This is a genomic window from Bradyrhizobium sp. B117 (genome assembly GCF_038969555.1).
Taxonomy (GTDB): domain Bacteria; phylum Pseudomonadota; class Alphaproteobacteria; order Rhizobiales; family Xanthobacteraceae; genus Bradyrhizobium.
On record NZ_CP152414.1, the window covers coordinates 5725133 to 5742485 of the forward strand.

Annotated in this window: 17 protein-coding genes; 7 read left to right on the top strand and 10 right to left on the bottom strand. The window is 63.9% G+C overall.

The annotated features are described in order from the left end of the window. Positions 1-7 precede the first annotated feature (7 nt). Positions 8-1072, bottom strand: a complete 1065-nt coding sequence (locus AAFG16_RS28135; protein WP_283079607.1) for an ABC transporter ATP-binding protein — start codon at positions 1070-1072, stop codon at positions 8-10. Between the two features lie 68 nt (positions 1073-1140). Continuing rightward, entirely contained in the window at positions 1141-2160 is a 1020-nt protein-coding gene (locus AAFG16_RS28140) for an extracellular solute-binding protein (protein WP_342730491.1), read from the bottom strand. Here AAFG16_RS28140 and AAFG16_RS28145 point away from each other — a divergent pair. Continuing rightward, positions 2147-3187 (top strand): FadR/GntR family transcriptional regulator, encoded by a 1041-nt coding sequence (locus AAFG16_RS28145; protein ID WP_342730493.1) that lies wholly within the window; start codon positions 2147-2149, stop codon positions 3185-3187. The genes AAFG16_RS28140 and AAFG16_RS28145 overlap by 14 nt on opposite strands. Positions 3188-3257: 70 nt before the next feature. On the opposite strand, the gene AAFG16_RS28150 is transcribed toward AAFG16_RS28145, so the two are convergent. Beyond that, positions 3258-4247 carry a zinc-dependent alcohol dehydrogenase family protein gene (locus AAFG16_RS28150; RefSeq protein ID WP_342730495.1) on the bottom strand — a complete coding sequence of 330 codons (990 nt, stop codon included), beginning with the start codon at positions 4245-4247 and terminating at the stop codon, positions 3258-3260. A 103-nt stretch (positions 4248-4350) separates the two neighbouring features. On the opposite strand from AAFG16_RS28150, the gene AAFG16_RS28155 reads away from it, so the two are divergent. Together AAFG16_RS28155 and rnd are read left to right on the top strand one after the other, a co-directional pair. After that, on the top strand, positions 4351-5250 hold the full coding sequence (locus tag AAFG16_RS28155) for a LysR family transcriptional regulator (protein ID WP_342730497.1): 900 nt from the start codon (positions 4351-4353) through the stop codon (positions 5248-5250). A gap of 354 nt (positions 5251-5604) precedes the next feature. Then, on the top strand, positions 5605-6753 hold the full coding sequence (rnd, locus tag AAFG16_RS28160; protein ID WP_283079612.1) for a ribonuclease D: 1149 nt from the start codon (positions 5605-5607) through the stop codon (positions 6751-6753). A gap of 132 nt (positions 6754-6885) precedes the next feature. Here the strand turns inward: rnd and AAFG16_RS28165 are convergent, their stop codons facing one another. Continuing rightward, complete coding sequence (locus AAFG16_RS28165) at positions 6886-8268, bottom strand: aspartate aminotransferase family protein (RefSeq protein ID WP_342730499.1); 1383 nt, start codon at positions 8266-8268, stop codon at positions 6886-6888. Positions 8269-8456: 188 nt separating this feature from the next. Continuing rightward, positions 8457-9797: an MFS transporter gene (locus AAFG16_RS28170; RefSeq protein WP_342730501.1), complete on the bottom strand. Its 1341-nt coding sequence runs from the start codon at positions 9795-9797 to the stop codon at positions 8457-8459. A 190-nt stretch (positions 9798-9987) separates the two neighbouring features. Between AAFG16_RS28170 and AAFG16_RS28175 the strand changes: the two genes are divergently transcribed. Next, the gene (locus tag AAFG16_RS28175) at positions 9988-10707 is read left to right on the top strand and encodes an IclR family transcriptional regulator (RefSeq protein ID WP_342730503.1); all 720 of its coding nucleotides are present in this window, start codon (positions 9988-9990) and stop codon (positions 10705-10707) included. Positions 10708-10802: 95 nt separating this feature from the next. Further along, a complete protein-coding gene (locus AAFG16_RS28180; RefSeq protein WP_342730505.1) occupies positions 10803-12398 on the top strand; it encodes an FAD-dependent monooxygenase in 1596 nt (531 codons plus the stop codon). Between the two features lie 11 nt (positions 12399-12409). Here the strand turns inward: AAFG16_RS28180 and AAFG16_RS28185 are convergent, their stop codons facing one another. The 4 genes from AAFG16_RS28185 to AAFG16_RS28200 are packed head-to-tail and all read right to left on the bottom strand — an operon-like array spanning position 12410 to position 14421. After that, positions 12410-12577 (bottom strand): hypothetical protein, encoded by a 168-nt coding sequence (locus AAFG16_RS28185; RefSeq protein ID WP_283079616.1) that lies wholly within the window; start codon positions 12575-12577, stop codon positions 12410-12412. A gap of 30 nt (positions 12578-12607) precedes the next feature. After that, positions 12608-13171: an isochorismatase family protein gene (locus tag AAFG16_RS28190; protein WP_283079617.1), complete on the bottom strand. Its 564-nt coding sequence runs from the start codon at positions 13169-13171 to the stop codon at positions 12608-12610. 25 nt (positions 13172-13196) lie between these two features. Further along, positions 13197-13817, bottom strand: a complete 621-nt coding sequence (locus AAFG16_RS28195; protein WP_342730508.1) for a GNAT family N-acetyltransferase — start codon at positions 13815-13817, stop codon at positions 13197-13199. After that, positions 13804-14421: a hypothetical protein gene (locus AAFG16_RS28200; RefSeq protein WP_342730510.1), complete on the bottom strand. Its 618-nt coding sequence runs from the start codon at positions 14419-14421 to the stop codon at positions 13804-13806. Before AAFG16_RS28200 ends, AAFG16_RS28195 begins: the two co-directional genes overlap by 14 nt. A gap of 72 nt (positions 14422-14493) precedes the next feature. Between AAFG16_RS28200 and AAFG16_RS28205 the strand changes: the two genes are divergently transcribed. Further along, the gene (locus tag AAFG16_RS28205) at positions 14494-15534 is read left to right on the top strand and encodes a LysR family transcriptional regulator (RefSeq protein WP_283079620.1); all 1041 of its coding nucleotides are present in this window, start codon (positions 14494-14496) and stop codon (positions 15532-15534) included. 17 nt (positions 15535-15551) lie between these two features. On the opposite strand, the gene AAFG16_RS28210 is transcribed toward AAFG16_RS28205, so the two are convergent. Continuing rightward, the gene (locus AAFG16_RS28210) at positions 15552-16751 is read right to left on the bottom strand and encodes an autotransporter outer membrane beta-barrel domain-containing protein (RefSeq protein ID WP_342730513.1); all 1200 of its coding nucleotides are present in this window, start codon (positions 16749-16751) and stop codon (positions 15552-15554) included. Positions 16752-17131: 380 nt separating this feature from the next. Here AAFG16_RS28210 and AAFG16_RS28215 point away from each other — a divergent pair, with 380 nt between their 5' ends. Next, on the top strand, positions 17132-17338 hold the full coding sequence (locus AAFG16_RS28215) for a cold-shock protein (RefSeq protein ID WP_008551638.1): 207 nt from the start codon (positions 17132-17134) through the stop codon (positions 17336-17338). Positions 17339-17353 lie beyond the last annotated feature (15 nt).

The following is a 17353-nucleotide window of genomic DNA, read 5'->3' on the forward strand; positions in this document are numbered from 1 at the left end:
CTCCCCCTCACTCGCGCCGCAGCAGCACGAACTTGTCCGCCGGCAAAGTCAGATCCAGCGTCTCGCCCAGGGTGAGCTTCTCCAGCGAGCGAATCCAGAGCCGCGCGCCGCCATCGAGCGCGATCTCGGCCTCCTGCTCGCGGCCGAGATATTCGACCAGCTCGACCTTGCCGCGCACGGCATTGATGCCGTCGGCAACCTTGCCGAGACGCACGTCCTCCGGCCGGATCGCCAGCACGGCGTCCCCACCTGGGCGAAAGCCGTCCCTGGCCCGGGCCTGCAAGGTCTGGCCTCTGAAACCCGCATCGATCATGCCGCCGGCTTCCGAACCGAGCGTCACATCGAAGAAGTTTCGAAACCCCATGAAGTCGGCCACGAACACATTGCTGGGATGGTCATGGATCTCTTGCGGCGTGCCCACCTGCATGAGCACGCCTTCGCGCAGCACGACGATCCGGTCGGAGAGCGACAGCGCTTCAGCCTGATCATGGGTGACGTAGATCGAGGTCAGGCCAAGCCGTGCGTGCAGCTGCTTGATCTCGGCACGCATCTCGACGCGGAGCTTTGCATCGAGGTTGGACAGCGGCTCGTCGAACAGCATCAGGCGCGGATGCAGCACCAGCGCGCGCGCGATGGCGACGCGCTGCTGCTGCCCACCGGAGAGCTGGCCGGGATAGCGGTCTTCATAGCCGGCAAGACGCACCAGACCCAGCATTTCACGCACGCGCCGGTCTATTTCCGCAGAGGGGCGCTTCTGCAACGAGAGGCCGAACGCGACGTTGCCGAACACCGTCAGATGCGGAAACAGCGCGTAATTCTGGAACACCATGCCGAAGCCGCGCTTTTCAGGCGGCACGTCATCGATCCGGCGTCCGTTAAGGTGGATCTCGCCGTCGCTTGGCGGCACGAGCCCCGCGATGATGCCGAGCGCCGTGGACTTTCCGCACCCGCTTGGCCCGAGAAAGGTGACGAATTCGCCGCCACCGATCGCCAGCGGAAAGCGGTCGAGCACGACCTTGCCGCCATAGCGCTTGGTGATCGACATCACGAGCTTATCAATGGAATCGGCCATTCCCTGCCCCGCATACGCGCGCGAGGGCCGCGCTTCGCGTGCCCCTCGCGTCCTGGTCCCGGTTCTTGTTATTTCTTGACCTGGTCGGCACCGACCTCGCGGTCCCACCGTTCCATCGCGTAGCTCAGCTCGGTCACGCCGAGCGGAGGCGACACTTTCCACTTGGTCCCGATCTGATCGTACTCGGGACGCCAAAACTCCTTCACCTCGTCCTGGATGTCCTTGGGCGCCGATGCCAGGGTCGCGGCCTTCACGACCGGCCCGATGAAAGCCTTCCAGGTGAGCGCCTGCTGCTCCGGCTTCCACATGAACTTCATGAGGTCGACGATGATGTCGACCTGCTCCTGCGGAACACCCTTCGGGATGCACCAATAATGACCGTCGACCACGAACGTGGTGTTCTCCAGGATCGCGATCTTCGAATCCGGCGGGATCACGCTCTGCGCGCGGGGCTTCATGTCCCACTCCATGATCCCCGCGATCATCCAGCGCTGTCCCTGCGCGAATTCCTTCAGGGTGATCGCGGTGCCGGTCGGATAATATTCGACGGACTTGCCGAGCTCCTTCAGGAAATCCCAGCTCTTGTCCCAGCCCTTCTCGGGATCGAGCGGCTTGGAGTCCCCGAGAATGAAGGCAAAGCCCTGCAACATCGCGCGGCCCGGCCCGCTGTTCGCCGGGCGTGCATACATGAACTTACCCGGGTTCGCCTTCACCCACGACAGCAAGTCCTGTGCGGTCTTCGGCGGGCTCGGCACCTTGGCGGGATTGTAGATCAGCACGGGACCGCCGGCATTGCCGACGGACGGAATGAGAAAACCCTTGCCCTCGTCGTAAAGCGCCTTGCCCGCATCGGTGAGACCATCGCGCGGAAAGCTCTTCTGATAGTCGGGGATGGCGATGAGCTGTCCGTTCTGGGCGAGCAGCGAGCCGCCGTCCTGCCCGGTCAGCACCAGATTGATATCGAGGCGTCCGGCATCCTGCTGCGCCTTGATCTTGGCCGGAAGCTCCGGCGCCGGCGCGCGCTGGATCTTGATCTCGCTGACCTTGTCCGGATTGGCCTTCTTGTAGTTCTCGATGATGGTCTGCACCGAGGCGAGATCGCCGCCGGTATCGATGATCGAAAGACTGATCGGAGCGGCAAGGGCTCCGCTGCAAAAAGCCGATCCCATCAAGGCGGCGGCCATCAAGGTCGCGGACCTCATCCTCATTCTCGCCTCCCACGCGCTTTATTTCTTGTTTGACTTGTTATTTATTTGTAAGGCGAGCATCGACGAAATTATTGCTGGTTGTCAAGTCGCCTGTTCCGCAGCGGCTTCGAACTGCGGCCAAGCGCCTCGATGGCGAACTGAGATGTCAAAAACTTGTCTGGCGGAGCCGGAGTTGAAAAAGCCTGCGATGAAATCCGCGGAGTTGCCGCTCTCCTCCTCGACCGGACGATTGAGCGACCGGATCTACGACCACGTGCTGGGCCAGATCGCGATCGGCATCCTTCCCGTGAACTGCCGGCTGCCGCCGGAAAACGGCCTTGCTGAACTTCTCGGCGTCTCGCGTCCCGTCGTTCGCGAGGCGCTGACGCGACTGCGCGATGACGGGCTGATCGCATCGCGCCAGGGCGCGGGCTGGTTCGTGACCCGGCGCCCGGCCGCCAATGCCTTCGAATTCGCGCCTGTGAGCAGTATTCCTGACATCCAGCGTTGTTTCGTCTTCCGCATGGCCGTCGAGGGCGATGCTGCCGCCCTCGCCGCGCGCAACCGCGACAGGCAAGGTCTCCGCCGGATCCAGCAGGTCCTGACCAAGCTCGACACCATGGTCGCGCAGGGTCGCGAGGGCGGCCTCGGCGTCGAGGAGGACCTGCTGTTCCACCGCACGATCGCCGAGGCGAGCGGCAACCGGTTCTTTGTCGAGACGCTGACCTCGCTACGGGAGCAGATCGCCATCGGCGTCAACCTGAACCGCAACCTCTCGCTCATTCAGCCGCGCGGCCGCATCCTCAGAGGCCAGCAGGAGCACCGCCGCGTGTTCGAGGCCATCGAGGCTGAAGACGAAGAAGGCGCGCGTCGTGCCATGCGCACGCATATTGAAAACGCGCGAAAGAGGATCTTCGAGGGAGGCTGATCGCCGCGCGAATTCAGATCGTCACCACGATCTCAGATCGTCACCACGATCTCAGATCGTCACTACGATCTCAGATCGTCACTACGATCTTGCCGAATTGCTCGTTCGACTCCAGGAAGCGATGCGCCTCGACGATCTCCTCGAAGCGGAACGTTCTGGCGATGATCGGGTTCAGCGAGCCATCCGACAGCCCGTCGAGAATGAACGCCTTTGCCCGCGCAAGGCGCACCGGGTCTCGGATGATCTCGTGGACGAGATAGCCGCGTAACACCAGGCTCTTGGTCAACACGTTGACGAGCGGAAACGGCGTCGGCTCGGGGCTCAGCCCGCCGTACTCGATCAGCACGCCGCCCGGCGACATCGCCGCGGTCAGCGGCTCGAACGCGGGCCCGCCGACAGCGTCAAAGACCGCGCGGACGCAGTTTGGACCGGCGATCGCCGCCAGCTGTGCTTCGATGTCCTCCTCGTCCGAGGCGATCACGTGCGCGGCGCCGGCATCGCGCAAAGCAACCCGCTTGGCCGAGGTCCGCGTCAGCGCGACCGGGATAGCGCCGATCCGGTTCGCGATCTGAATGGCCCCGAGGGCGACACTGCTCGATGCCGCCGTGATGGCGACGACGTCGCCTCGCAAGAGTCCGGCGATGTCGACCAGCGCGCCGTAAGCCGTCAGATACTGCATCCACATCGCGGCGGCCGTCTCGAAGCCGAGCTCGGGCGGATGCTTCACGACGAGCTCGGCTGGAAACGTTGCGAGCTCGGCATAGGCCGGCCATCGCACCATCGACAACGGCGGCACGATGCTGACGATGTCGCCCGGCACGAAGCCGGTGACGTCGTCCCCGATCGCCTCGACGATGCCGGCCGCCTCCAGACCAAGGCCGGACGGAAATATCGCGCTCTCGATATAGGTGCCCCTCCGCAACAGCGCTTCCGCGCGGTTGAGGCCAAGCGCCCTGACCCGGATCTGAACTTCACCCCTTGCCGGCGGCGGAACGTCGACAGTCTCGATGCGCAGCACCTCAGGGCCGCCATGATGATGAAAGCGAACGACGCGAGCCATGGGCACACTCCAAAACAGTTGAACTGAATGGAGCTATGCCGACCCCGCGGAAGCAGATAAATCGCCTGAACAAGCGAACAGTCGAAACCAGGAGTTTTCAATCATGGACCGCCTGACCAGCATGGCCGTGTTCGTTCGGGCCGTCGATCTCGGCTCGTTCGCCGCCGCGGCCGACGCCCTGGAGATATCGGGGCCGATGGTCGGCAAGCATTTGCGATTCCTCGAGGAGCGCCTCGGCACGCGCCTGCTCAACCGCACCACGCGGCGCCAGAGCCTGACCGACGCGGGCCAGGCCTATTACGAGCGCTGCCGTGCCGTGCTCAGCGAGGCGGAGGCAGCCGATGCCGCCGTTGCCGATGACTTGTCCGAGCCGCGCGGCAGGCTGCGCGTGACCATGCCTGCCCTGCTGGGACGGCACTGCATCGCGCCGCTGTTGATGAAGCTCGCGCGGAAATATCCGCGTCTCGAGCTCGACCTCTCCTTTGGCGATCCGATCGCAGATATCATCGAGGCCGGCTATGATCTTGCGATCCGGACCGGCGATCTCGACGACCAGTCCGGGCTGATCACGCGTCGCATCGGGGGCCAGCGCATGGTGGTGTGCGGCGCGCGCTCGTATTTGCGCAACAACGGCAAGCCGAAATCGATCGACGATCTCGCCGCGCACCAGGCGATCATCTACCGCCGCTCCGGACGCGTCCGGCCGTGGTTGTTTCCGCAACAGGGCCAGCCGCCACGCGAGATCATGCCGTCAGGCCGGCTGAGGCTCGATGACATGGAAGCGATTGCCGATGCCGCCGCGCAGGGCATGGGGCTCGCCTGGCTGCCCTATTGGCTGGTCCGTGAACGCCTCAACACTGGCGCGCTGGTCACTCTGTTCGCCGGCCAGGGCGAGTTTCTTTACGACTGCCACGCCGTGTGGCCCCGTTCGCCCCGCCTGTCCCCAAAAGTCCGCGTCGCCGTGGACGCGCTCGCCGCGGCCTTGCCGAAACTCATGGCGTGAAGCGAGCTGAAGGCCCCCGTTAACCTCTCGTCCACCATCCGGCCCGGCCCGCCGCCGGTAACCACGAGAATTAACAGACCGTCAACGCACCCCCGACAAATCTATCAATGTTTCTGGAGATTTCGCCGTGGATCTGTTGGTTTTCGAGTTCCTGGGGCTGGCGCTGGTCGCCATGTGCGTGGTCGTGGTGGCACTGCCCTGCGCCCGCAAATCCTCGCACCGGATCCGCTACGAATAGGAATTTTCCGCGAAAGGGCCGATTTCGGCCCGATGCAAGGCTCGAATTCGCTTAGAGCCCCTTGACATCACAGCACTTTCGGCAGAACGGCTGATGGCACGTGTCATGGGCCGTTCATGGATTTAATTACCACCACCGCTGACCTCGCGGCTGCCTGCAGCCGCCTCGCCAAGCACCCCGTTATAACCGTCGATACCGAGTTCCTGCGCGAGACCACCTATTACCCGCTGCTGTGCGTGGTGCAGATGGCCAGCGCCGAGGAGGCCGTGGTCATCGACACCCTGGCCGAGGGCATCGACCTCAAGCCGTTCTTCGAGCTGATGGCCAATGAGAGCGTGCTGAAGGTATTCCACGCCGCTCGCCAGGACATCGAGATCATCTGGCATCAGGCCAATATCATCCCGCATCCGGTGTTCGACACCCAGGTCGCCGCCATGGTGCTCGGCTACGGCGACAGCATCGCCTACGACCAGCTGGTCGAGAAGGTCACCGGTCACCGCCCGGACAAGACCCACCGCTTCACCGACTGGTCGCGCCGGCCGCTCAGCAAGGAGCAGATGCACTACGCGGTGTCCGACGTCACGCATTTGCGCGACGTCTTCGCCGCGCTCGACGCCGACCTGAAGAAGCGCCGCCGCAGCGAATGGGTCTCGATCGAGATGGAAGTCTTGACCTCGCCCCGCACCTACGACTTCCACCCCGAGCGCGCCTGGGAGCGGCTGAAGACGCGCGTGCGCAAGCCGAAGGACCTCGCCGTCCTGATGGAGGTCGCGGCCTGGCGCGAGCAGGAGGCGCAGAGCCGCGACGTGCCGCGCGGCCGCGTGCTGCGGGATGAAGCCATCAGCGACATTGCCACCCACGCGCCGAACTCGCTGGAGAAGCTCGCCCATCTGCGCTCGGTGCCGAAGGGTTTTGAGAAATCCAAATGGGGCGCGGACATCGTCGCCGCGGTCGAGCGTGGCCTGGCGCGGGATTTCTCGGCGCTGCCGAAGCTGGAGAAACCGCGCAACAACAACAACGGCGCGGCGATCGTCGAGCTGTTGAAGGTGCTGCTGCGCATGACCGCGGAGCGCCATGCGGTCGCCAGCAAGGTGATCGCCACCGTCGACGATCTCGAGGAGATCGCAGCCAGCGACGAGGCCGACGTCCCCGCCTTGCGCGGCTGGCGCCGCGAGCTGTTCGGCGAGGCCGCCTTGAAGCTCAAGCGCGGCGAGCTGGCGCTCGCGATCGAGAAGGGTCGCGTGGTCGGGGTTCAGCGGGCTTAGGCAGCCCGCCCCGCTCTCTCCATCGTCATGGCGAGGAGCTCTTGCGACGAAGCAATCCAGGCTGTTTCCGAGGAGAGATTCTGGATTGCTTCGCTGCGCTCGCAATGACGGAATTTGACGCAGCAGCGAGCCCTACGCCGGCGTCAGCTTGGCCACTTCCGCCTGCATGTCATTCAGCACGCCTGATATCGCAGCGACCAGCTCGTCGATCTGGCCCTTCGTGGTGATCAGCGGCGGGCAGATGGCGATGGCGTCGAGCATGTTGCGGGAGATCACGCCGCGCTCCTGGAGCATGCGGCTGGCAATGCCGCCGACCGCGCCGGGCGTCGCCGCTGCCGTCTTGCGGCCCTTGTCGAGCACGAGCTCGAGCGCTGCGATCATGCCGACGCCACGGACCTCGCCGACCAGCGGGTGGCTCGCGAGCTCGCGTAAGCGGCCCTGCATGTAGCCGCCGAGCTCAGCGGCATGCGCGACCAGGCCACGCTCCTCGATGATCTTGAGGTTTTCAAGCGCGATCGCCGAGCCGACCGGATGACCGCCTGCGGTGAAGCCGTGGCCGAGCACGCCGATCTTGTTGCTCTCGTCCGCGATCGGCTCGAACATGCGGTCGTTGAGGATGATCGCCGACAACGGAAAGTAGCTCGAGGTGATCTGCTTGGAGACCACGATCGCATCCGGCTTGATGCCGTAGGTCTCGCAGCCGAACATCTTGCCGGTGCGGCCGAAGCCGCAGATCACTTCATCTGCGACCAGCAGGATGTCGTACTTCTTGAGAACGGCCTGGATCTTGTCCCAATAGGTCGCCGGCGGAACGATGACGCCGCCCGCGCCCATCACCGGCTCGCCGAAGAAGGCTGCGATCGTGTCCGGCCCTTCCTTCTGGATCAGCGCGTCGAGTTCCTCGGCCCGGCGCGTGGCGAACGCTTCCTCGCTCTCGCCGGGCGCGCCGTCCTTGTAGAAATGCGGCGAGCCGGTGTGCAGGATGTTCGGCAGCGGCAGGTCGAACGAGCGGTGGTTGTTCGGCAGGCCCGTGAGACTGGCCGACGCAATGGTGACGCCGTGATAGGCGCGCATCCGGCTGATCACCTTCTTGCGCTGCGGCTGGCCGAGCGCGTTGGAGCGATAGGCGATCAGCTTCAGGACGGTGTCGTTGGCCTCCGAGCCGGAATTGGTGAAGAACACCTTGCTCATCGGCACAGGCGCGAGTGCGACCAGCTTCTCGGCGAGGTCGATCGAGGGTCCGTGCGATTTGGCGGAGAAGGTGTGGTAGAACGGCAGCGCCTGCATCTGCTTGTGCGCGGCCTCGACCAGCCGCTTCTCGTTGAAGCCGAGCCCGACGCTCCACAGGCCGGCCATCGCCTCGAAATAGCGCTTGCCCGCCGCATCGAACACGTAAGGCCCCTCGCCGCGTTCGATCACCAGGGGACCGGCCTGCTGATGGGTGCGCGCATTGGTGTAGGGATGGAGCTGGTAGGCCACATCCCGGGCCTCTTGCGAATTCGGCAGCATGGACATTTGCGTGCTTCCTCAACGGTGCGTCACTGGCGTCATGACGCAGACCAGTCCAAGCGAGCTTGTCCAAAGAAAGCGTCGACATCTTGGCTATTGCGGCAGGCCGCAACTTGCAACGTCATTTCGTTGGCAACTTGCGCACATGAGCGTTGCAGGAAAGCAGGCGCATCGGCAGCCGGCGCGCCCCTCGCCTAGCCCCGCCGCGCCAGGACGAAAGCCGCAGCTGCCGCGATCAGCGCCGGGACGGCTGCGGCGCCGAACAGCGGCTGCGGTCCCATGTCGCGGGCCAGCATCAGGCCGCCGATCAGAGGCCCCAGGATTGAACCAATGCGGCCGATGCCGAGCGCCCATCCGACGCCGGTCGATCTGATCGCCGTCGGATAGAAGGTCGCCGTGAGCGCGTTCGAGGCGATCTGTCCCCCCACGATGCAGAAGCCAGACGCGAAGATGGCGATCGTGACCAGAACGATCGAATGACTTGCCATGCCGACGGCCGCGACCGCGACCGCGGCGACCAAATAGGTCAGCGCCAACGCGCGAAACGAAAAGCGATCGATGAAATGGCCGAGCGTGAAAGTGCCGACGACGCCACCGACCTGCAGCATCGAGCCGATCGCGGCCGCCGCCGAAACCGAGACTCCGAGGTCGTTCAGCACCATGGGGAGCCAGTTCGACAGGAGGTAAAGGTCGAGCAGGCTCATGAAGAAGACGATCCAGAGCAGAAGCGTCACCGATCCACGCCCCTCTGCAAACAGATGCGCAACAGGCAGTCCCGTGAGCCTGGGCTCCTGCACGACGAAGCTGGCACTCGCCGGGAACGAGGCGCCCGGGACCACCTTCTGGAGCAGGTCGGCCACCTCCCGGTCGCGGCCGCCGATCATCGCCAGGAAGCGGATCGACTCCGGCAAAGCCTTGAACAGGAAAGGAAGCAGCAGCAGCGGCCCGAGGCCCCCGACGAGAAACACCGAACGCCAGCCGAAGGCCGGAATCAGTGCGGCCGCCAGCAACCCGCCCAGCGCCGCACCAATCGAAAAGCCTGCGAACATGATCATCACGAGCGTGGCGCGGCGGCGATGCGGGCTGAATTCGGAGGTCAGGGCAACGGCGTTGGGCATCGCACCGCCAAGCCCGAGGCCGGTCAGGACGCGCAACGCGATCAGCCAGGTCGTGTCCGTCACAAACACCGTGAGCAACGTCCCGATGCCGAACACCAGCGTACTCGCAAGGATGATGCGCCGGCGGCCGATCCTGTCGGCCATTGGCCCGAAGACGAGGGCACCGATCATGAGGCCCAAAAGCCCCGCGCTGAACACCGGTCCAAGGCTCCCGCGTGCCAGCTTCCATTCCTGCGCGACCGCAGGGGCGACGTAGCCGATGGCCTGGGTGTCGAAGCCGTCGATGAACAGCACGGCGGCGCAGACCAGCAGAACCCGGATCTGAAAGGCTCCAACCGGCTGAGCATCGACAAAGGCCGGAACGTTGATCGCGTCGATCGTGCCTGGCACGACCTCATCTGCAGCTGTCACAGCCATGCCAAACCCCTCCCCGGCAGCCCCTGCACTATTTTTCTTCTCAAAATCTCTTATAATGAGATTACTATGAAGGCAAGTCGTGCAGCTGCCGCCGTTTTGCGGCCCGCACGAATGCGCTAACACGGCGAACACGCGAAGCTGGATCTAGCCCCACTTGGTCAAAGCAAACAGTCAGGATCGAGTCCTTGCCGTGCTCGATCTCTTCACGGAGGCACGGCCGCAATGGTCGCCGGACGAGCTCATGAAGGAGCTCGGCTACTCCAGGCCGACATTGTACCGATATCTGAAGAGCCTGAAGGAGAGCGGGTTCGTCATGCCGATGCGCGGCGGGCGGTTCGCACTCGGCCCGCGCGTGGTCGAGATGGATTATCTCAGCCGCCGTTCCGATCCGCTGATCGCGGCCGCCACGCCGCATTTGGAACGCCTGTCGGCCATGCATCCCTGCACCGCCCTGGTCGTGCGGTGGTATGGCGAAAAGATGCTGTGCGTAGCCTCGATCGCGTCCGCGGTGAATCCCGTGAGCAGCTATCCGCGCGGCCGGCCGATGGCGATGGGACGCGGCGCGATCGCACGCTCGATCATGGCCTTCCTGCCCAGGCAACGCGTGATGCCGCTCGTGACACGCTACGCGGCCGATCTGCGCAGCGTCGGTGCCGGCGGCACGCCTGACGAAATTCTGGCAACCCTGAAGCGTGTGCGCCGCGCCGGCGTCGCTGTCGCCTTCGGTGAAGTGACGCCGGGCGCGATTGGGATAGCGGCTCCGATCCTCGATGCAAGTTACCCGGTCGCCAGCCTGTGCATCACGATCGCGGGCCAGGATACCAAAGGCGAGTTGATCGATCGCATCAGCGCCGAGGTCCGGGAAGCCGCCCGCCAGATATCCTCGATGACCGACAGTGACCCAGAATAATCTCATATAACGAGATTTTACTTGACGCGTTTCCTGGGGCGTCCCATGAGGACGGACGATCGCGCCTCGCGCGATGACAACCTGGGGAAACGATTGTGAGGCAGGCTTCAGCGGACAGTGATGCGCCCGTCGTAATCGTCGGCGGCGGACCAGTCGGGATGGGTCTGGCGATCGGCCTCGGCCTGCGCGGCATCAAGACCATCGTGGTCGAGCGCCACGAACAGCCGCAACCGATCCCAAAGGGTCAAAACCTCACCCAGCGAACGATGGAGCATTTCCATTTCTGGGGCGCCGAAAGCGCCCTGCGCGAAGCTCGCACCATTCCTCCCGATTACGGCATCGGCGGAATGACCAGCTATGGCACGTTGCTCAGCGGCTACAATTACGATTGGCTGCAGCGCGAACTCGTGCGCCCGTTCTATTTCACCGACAACGAACGCCTGCCGCAATACGCGACCGAAGCCGTGCTGCGGCAACGCGCGGCACAGCTCTCCTCCATCGACCTGCGATACGGCTGGACCTGCCGGGACGTCCGGCCCGACGCCGGCGGCGTAAGTCTCGACATCGAGCATCGCGACGGCGCGAAACAGAGCCTGCGCGCCGACTACGTCGTCGGCTGTGATGGCAGCCGATCGATCGTGCGCGAACGCGCAGGCATTACGCAGACCCGCTCCGACCACGATCGGCTGATGGTGCTGCTGGTGTTTCGCTCCGTCGAATTGCATCGGCTGCTCGCGGCCTTTCCCGGCAAGTCGTTTTACAGCGTGCTGCATCCGGAGCTCGAGGGCTATTGGAAGTTCTTCGGCCGGGTCGATCTCGGGAGCACCTGGTTCTTTCACGCCCCCGTTCCCGCAGAGACCACGGCCGACAATTTCGATTTCCGCCGCCTCCTGCACGAGGCCGCCGGAGCTGAATTCGACGTCGAATTCGAGCACATCGGATTCTGGGATCTACGCTTCACGCTCGCCGACAGCTATCGTGCGGGCCGCGTCTTCGTCGCGGGAGACGCAGCGCACAGCCATCCGCCCTATGGCGGCTACGGGATCAATACCGGCTTCGAAGACGCCGTGAATCTGGCGTGGAAGCTCGCCGCCATGTTGCAAGGCTGGGCGCCCGCCGGTCTGCTCGACAGCTATGATGCGGAGCGGCGGCCGGTGTTTGCGTCCACCGCGCGTGACTTCATCGAGACGCCGATCTTCCGCGACCGTGATTTTCTTCGCCGGCATGATCCGGCGCGAGATCGCAGCGATTTCGAGGTCGCCTGGCACGGGCGCCACTCCGGCGCGCGCGCCGAGGTCAACGCCTTCGAGCCGAACTACGAGGGGTCATCGATCGTCTTCGGCCCGGCTGGAGCCATCTGCAGCGCGATCGGCTCGCATGCCTATCCCGCGCGCGCAGGTCACCATCTCACCCCGCAGCCCCTGTCGTCAGGCAAGAACGTGTTCGAGGAACTGGGCAACGGGTTCACCCTGATTGACCTCGCGGACGGCACAGCTGCGACAGCATTCGAGCAAGCCGCAGGACGACTTCATATTCCGCTGAAGGTGATCAAGGACACTGCCTCTGGCGGACGGGAGAAATACGCGGCGCGGCAAATCCTGGTCCGCCCCGACCAGTTCGTCGCCTATGCGGGCGACGGCGACGGCACCGACGCGTCTTACATCCTGCAACGCGCAATCGGCGGCGCGTGAGGAGGTAAACCTCAAGCCGCGTTGTCGTCATCCCCGTCATCGGCGACAGCGGCCTCCCTCACCTCGACGACTGCCATCGAGAGCAGATAGACAGTCGTCGGCAGGCCAAGCCGGCGCGCCCGCTCGGCGGCACGCGACAGGTCGCTCGCCAGCTCCTTGAGCTCGTCTCCCCGTGACAATGTCTCACCCCATCCGCCGATCGCGGCCGCCTACACCGCGACGGCGCCGCTGGCTCTGATCAGGTCGGCGCTGGAATGAACTGTAGCAAAATTTCCGACGACATTCACCACCGCATGCTTGTAGGCGGCGGCATCGCCCGTGCCCGCCTGTCGGCAGGCCACGGCATCGCCGATCACCTGATAGCGATGGCTGCGGTGAAACCCGTCGATGGCGGTGGCCAGGATGGTTTCGTCGAACGAAAAGCCGATCAGGATGCAGCGCACATTGCGGATATTGGACATGTAGTCCACGAACCGCGAGGAGCTGTAGGCCGAGGGCAGCGGATGCTCGAACGTCATCTCGCCCGGCCGCGGCTTCGCTTCCTCGATCCAATCGGTCAGCCTCGATGCCGGATTGAACCAGGCCGCCTGCGCGATCCGCTTCAGATGCATCACCGGCTTGAGATTGTTGCGCCACAATGTGAGCAGTTCCAGGCAGCGCGCAGTGGCGGCATCGCCGTCACGGATGAGATGGCGTCGCCCGGGGGTCAGATATTCGACCTGGAGATCCGCGCAGATCAGGATCGGCGGATCATCGTCAACAGAGACCAGCATATTGTTGCGCACAGCTGCACCAGTTTCAGCGATCAGCGAGTGCGAGGTCCCGCAGCGGCGAGGTCACTGCCCGCCCCGCGGATGCATCGAGCACGCCCGGCCGGTCCCAATCGCCCTCGGGGCGGATGATCACATAGGGATCGCTGTCCAGCGTGATGGCATCCGGGCCCGGCTCGATCTCCAGCAGCATCTCCGTGTAGGAGAAATCGGAGAACGTGATCTTGCGGTTATGGCCGAGCGGCTTGGCGCCGAAATGGGCCCAGAAATCGACCAGCCGGTCCTGCGCCTGGCCGTAAATCTTGCGGAACCCCTTGCGCTTCACATAGTCCACGCTCGCCTGCACCAGCTTGAACGAGACGCGCGAGCGCCGATATTGGTGCCGCACCGCGAGCCGCTCCACCTTGGCGAAATCGCCGAAGAAGCGAACCCGCAGGCAGCCCGCAGGCTCGTTGCCGATATAGCCGATGAAATGCGCGGCAACCATGTCGTTGCCGTCGAACTCCTCCTCGAACGGACAATCCTGCTCGGCGAGATAAACCGCGGAGCGGATGGCGGTGACCAGCATGAGATCGTTCGGGTCACGCGCGAGACGGATGGTGATGGCGCGGGAGTCGGGCTTGGCGAGAGGAATCCTAGTACCGTGCATGTGCAAAACTCCTTGCGTGAACGATCGCGCCCGGCATGCGCATCGGCTGCCTGTTCCAGGGGCGCTGGTAGCACCAGAGGTCGGGTTGGAAGCTCGGGACGGGCTCGAATCCTGTCGCCCTCATGATGTCGCGGCCGGCCACGGTTGACGGCTGCGCATAGCAATCGGCGCTGCGAAACCTTAGCTGTCGCAGATGAGCCGCGGCCTTGCCGAGACCAGCGATGCCACGGCCACTCGCCGCGATCGCCCAGATGTAGATGGCAGCAACGTCTTGCCTTGGTGAGGCGAGATAGTGGGTCTCGGGCGCGGTCAGGCAAATCTCGTCGAGCAGCAGAGCATCGTGCCCGCGCTCATTGAGAAACAGGAAGGCCATGCCGCCGAGCAATTTGCCCTTGCGGCTGAACGTCAGGATGCTCTGGGGATCGAAGGTGAGATATCTCGCAAGCTCCGCCGCGCCGATCTCTACACCCGGCACCAGCCGATGCGCCATCTCCGAAAGCGTCGCAATTTCGGAAAATTGCGCGCACCGGACATCCACGTCCGGGCTTTGCGGCAGCGCATCGAAATCATGCCTTGCGGCAAACGAGCCCCTTTCCATACTCATGTCGTCCCACTATCGTTCGAAGCCTTCAGCGCCCCGCTACGACATTGAGCTTAGCGGTTGGGGATCAGGAGTATGCAGCAGTTATTGCACCGGGGTGCTGCGATGATGCAGCACCGTGAAGAAGCCCTGGATGCATCCTGGGACGATTTGAAGCTGTTTTTAGCGTGCGCGAAATATAAAAGTTTTCGCAACGCGGCCGAGGAGCTCGGCCTCACGTCCACCACCTTGATGCGCAGGATCGACCGGCTCGAGGAGAGCATCGGCTGCAAGCTGTTCCTGCGCGACCAGAGCGGACTGACGCTCAGCGACGAAGGCACCGCGATGATCGCCGACGTCGCGCACATGGAGCGCCACGCCTTCAACGTCTTCCGCCGCGCCTCGCGCTCGTCGAACGACACCGCGGGCACCGTGCGCGTCGCGGTGACGGAAGGCCCCGGCAATTTCTGGATCCTGCCGCGGCTGATCGATTTCCAGAAGACCTATCACAAGATCACGGTCGACTTGCGCTGTGCGATGGAGCAGGCCGACGTGGCGCGGCTTGAATCCGATATCGCGATCCAGCTCGAGCCGCCGACCAATCCCGATCTGATCGTCACCAAGCTCGGCCGTCTGCACATCTATCCCTTCGTCTCCAGGGAATACGAGAACCTCTACGGCGTGCCGGCAACGCTCGCCGACTTGAAGAACCATCGCATCGTCAAGCAGACCGCTCCACAAATCGACGACAGCGCTTATGCCCGCATTCTCGGACTGACCTCGCTCGAAGGCATCGTCGGCATCAAGACCAATTCATCCGTCGGCGCGCTCTATGCGGTCGAACGCGGCGCCGGCATCGGCTTCCTGCCGACCGTCTCGATCGCGCTCGGCGCACCGCTCGTTGCCGTCGATCTCGGCGTCAGCCACCACGCCGATCTCTGGCTCACCTATCACCGGGAATTCCGCAGCTCCGAGCGCCACAAGATCGTGGTCGACTGGCTGAAGAGGATCTTCGATCCGAGGACCTATCCCTGCTTCCGCGACGAGTTCATCCACCCGAACGCGCTGGTGCCGATGATGACCGCGGTGCGCGAGGGGTTTGGGTTGAGCGGTTACGTCGCGGCGACGCCGACGTAACGCCAGCGGGATCCAGCTTACCAGCGATATTCGAAGCCGGCCGTGCCCTGGTGCGACGTCAGCTCGTTGCGGAACTTGCCGTCGTAATTGACATAGAGCCGCGCCGTGTTGGTCAGGCTGAGTGAGGCCGAGGCGCCGGCGTCCATGCCGTAACGGCTCTCGCCGATACCGGGGACGACGATGCTCTGTGTGCCCAGGCTGACCTGGATCGATCCAAGGTCCTGGTGGAAATTGTCGACGAACTTGCCGTAGGCGGACAGGTCCAGGATCTTCTGGTCGAAGATGAAGTAGCGGCCGATCTCGGCGCCGACCAACACACGCGCGCGTGAGAGCGTGGTGGAACCGACACTGAGCGGATCGAGCCCGCCGGCCTCCTGGAACGACGCACTGGTCGCGCGTACATATTCGACCGCGCCCTTGGGCACGATGCGCATCTGGTCCTTGGTCCAGTAATAGCTGATCTCGGTCAGCGCGCCATCGACGGCTGCGCGATAGCCCGCGGTCGCAAAGCCGAAGCCGGTATCACGGCTGGAGTGGACCTTGCCGAAGCCGTGCACCAACGCGAAGGCCCAGGTCCATGGTCCCTTGTCGACCGAGCCGTTGAAGCCGAGTTGCGTCAGGTCCAGCGTTGCGGACTGGAGCGCGAGCGGCACGTCGATATCGGTGTGGCTCTGGTCGACGGAGAAGCCGAGATTGACGCCCGGCGCAACCCGCGCGCCGAAGCCGGCAACGCCTCCGAAGGTCTTGCGCTTGTCGCCGACGAAGTCGCCTTGCGCATCGGTGCGGACGGAAATGCCGTAGCCCTCGACCCAGGTGCGGTAGCGCGGATCTTCCGTGCTCACGGATGCGCCGCCACCACCGGGATTGGTGCGGAACGCGCGGTCAAAGCCATTGGAGGCCTGGTTGCCCAGTCGCTCCAGAAATCCCGAACCAAGATTGAGCATGCTGTTGCCGGCCGACTGATCGTAGTTGATCGAGGTGGGCATCGGGACAGGGGTCGGCGACGGCGTAGGCGTAGGCGTCGGGGTCGGAGTGGGTGTCGGACTTTGCGCGAAGACGGGCGCCGCCGACATCGTCATGACCAGCGCAACAGCCATGGCCGCAAGGGTCTTGGCTAGGATCTTGGCAAGGGCCTTGGAGACCGCCGCAGCGACCCGGCGGACACGGTTCACGCTGAGTGTCTGCCGTGTCCCGGAGGGCTGCGAGATGCAGCGCATGACGGTTCATCCCAAAAGCAAAATGACAGCGCGCAAATATGCAACACGATGTGCGGCGCATCGCACGATTTGCGCCGAACTGCCGCGGAGGGTCAACCGAAAGGCAACGTCGTCGCGAGGCATTGCTCTCAATTGTGGTTCCGCTGCCACAGGTTCGAAATAGCGGCTGCCGATAGCGGGACCGCTCTTGAAAATCGCACGCGGCTTGCTAACGGGCGATTTTCATGTTGCAATATTGGACACAATCGGAATTGGCCGCTCGGCTGTGCGTTTCGCGACATTGAGACTCAAGACTCGAACAGACTTCCGGAAGCCCGTTTGTGGCGTGGCACGCGAAACAGCGGCCGCGTCTTTTTTGTATCTAGTGGAGGAGACTGAGGATGCCGCAAAAGGGCACCGTCAAATGGTTCAACCCGACCAAGGGCTATGGGTTCATCAAGCCGAACGGCGGCGATAAGGACGTGTTCGTCCACATCTCCGCCGTCGAGCGCGCCGGACTCTCGACCCTCAACGAAAACCAGGTGGTTGAATACGACCTCGTGGAGAACCGCGGCAAGTCATCCGCGGAGAACCTCAAGGTCTCCTGATGTCTCTCAAAGCCT

Excerpts from the sequence above, each read along its gene's own strand:
- AAFG16_RS28135 (WP_283079607.1), bottom strand. The coding sequence starts at position 1,072 with ATGGCCGATTCCATTGATAAGCTCGTGATGTCGATCACCAAGCGCTAT.
- AAFG16_RS28145 (WP_342730493.1), top strand. The coding sequence starts at position 2,147 with ATGATGGTCTGCACCGAGGCGAGATCGCCGCCGGTATCGATGATCGAA.
- AAFG16_RS28150 (WP_342730495.1), bottom strand. The coding sequence starts at position 4,247 with ATGGCTCGCGTCGTTCGCTTTCATCATCATGGCGGCCCTGAGGTGCTG.
- AAFG16_RS28155 (WP_342730497.1), top strand. The coding sequence starts at position 4,351 with ATGGACCGCCTGACCAGCATGGCCGTGTTCGTTCGGGCCGTCGATCTC.
- rnd (WP_283079612.1), top strand. The coding sequence starts at position 5,605 with ATGGATTTAATTACCACCACCGCTGACCTCGCGGCTGCCTGCAGCCGC.
- AAFG16_RS28165 (WP_342730499.1), bottom strand. The coding sequence starts at position 8,268 with ATGTCCATGCTGCCGAATTCGCAAGAGGCCCGGGATGTGGCCTACCAG.
- AAFG16_RS28170 (WP_342730501.1), bottom strand. The coding sequence starts at position 9,797 with ATGGCTGTGACAGCTGCAGATGAGGTCGTGCCAGGCACGATCGACGCG.
- AAFG16_RS28190 (WP_283079617.1), bottom strand. The coding sequence starts at position 13,171 with ATGCTGGTCTCTGTTGACGATGATCCGCCGATCCTGATCTGCGCGGAT.
- AAFG16_RS28195 (WP_342730508.1), bottom strand. The coding sequence starts at position 13,817 with ATGCACGGTACTAGGATTCCTCTCGCCAAGCCCGACTCCCGCGCCATC.
- AAFG16_RS28200 (WP_342730510.1), bottom strand. The coding sequence starts at position 14,421 with ATGAGTATGGAAAGGGGCTCGTTTGCCGCAAGGCATGATTTCGATGCG.
- AAFG16_RS28205 (WP_283079620.1), top strand. The coding sequence starts at position 14,494 with ATGCAGCAGTTATTGCACCGGGGTGCTGCGATGATGCAGCACCGTGAA.
- AAFG16_RS28210 (WP_342730513.1), bottom strand. The coding sequence starts at position 16,751 with ATGCGCTGCATCTCGCAGCCCTCCGGGACACGGCAGACACTCAGCGTG.
- AAFG16_RS28215 (WP_008551638.1), top strand. The coding sequence starts at position 17,132 with ATGCCGCAAAAGGGCACCGTCAAATGGTTCAACCCGACCAAGGGCTAT.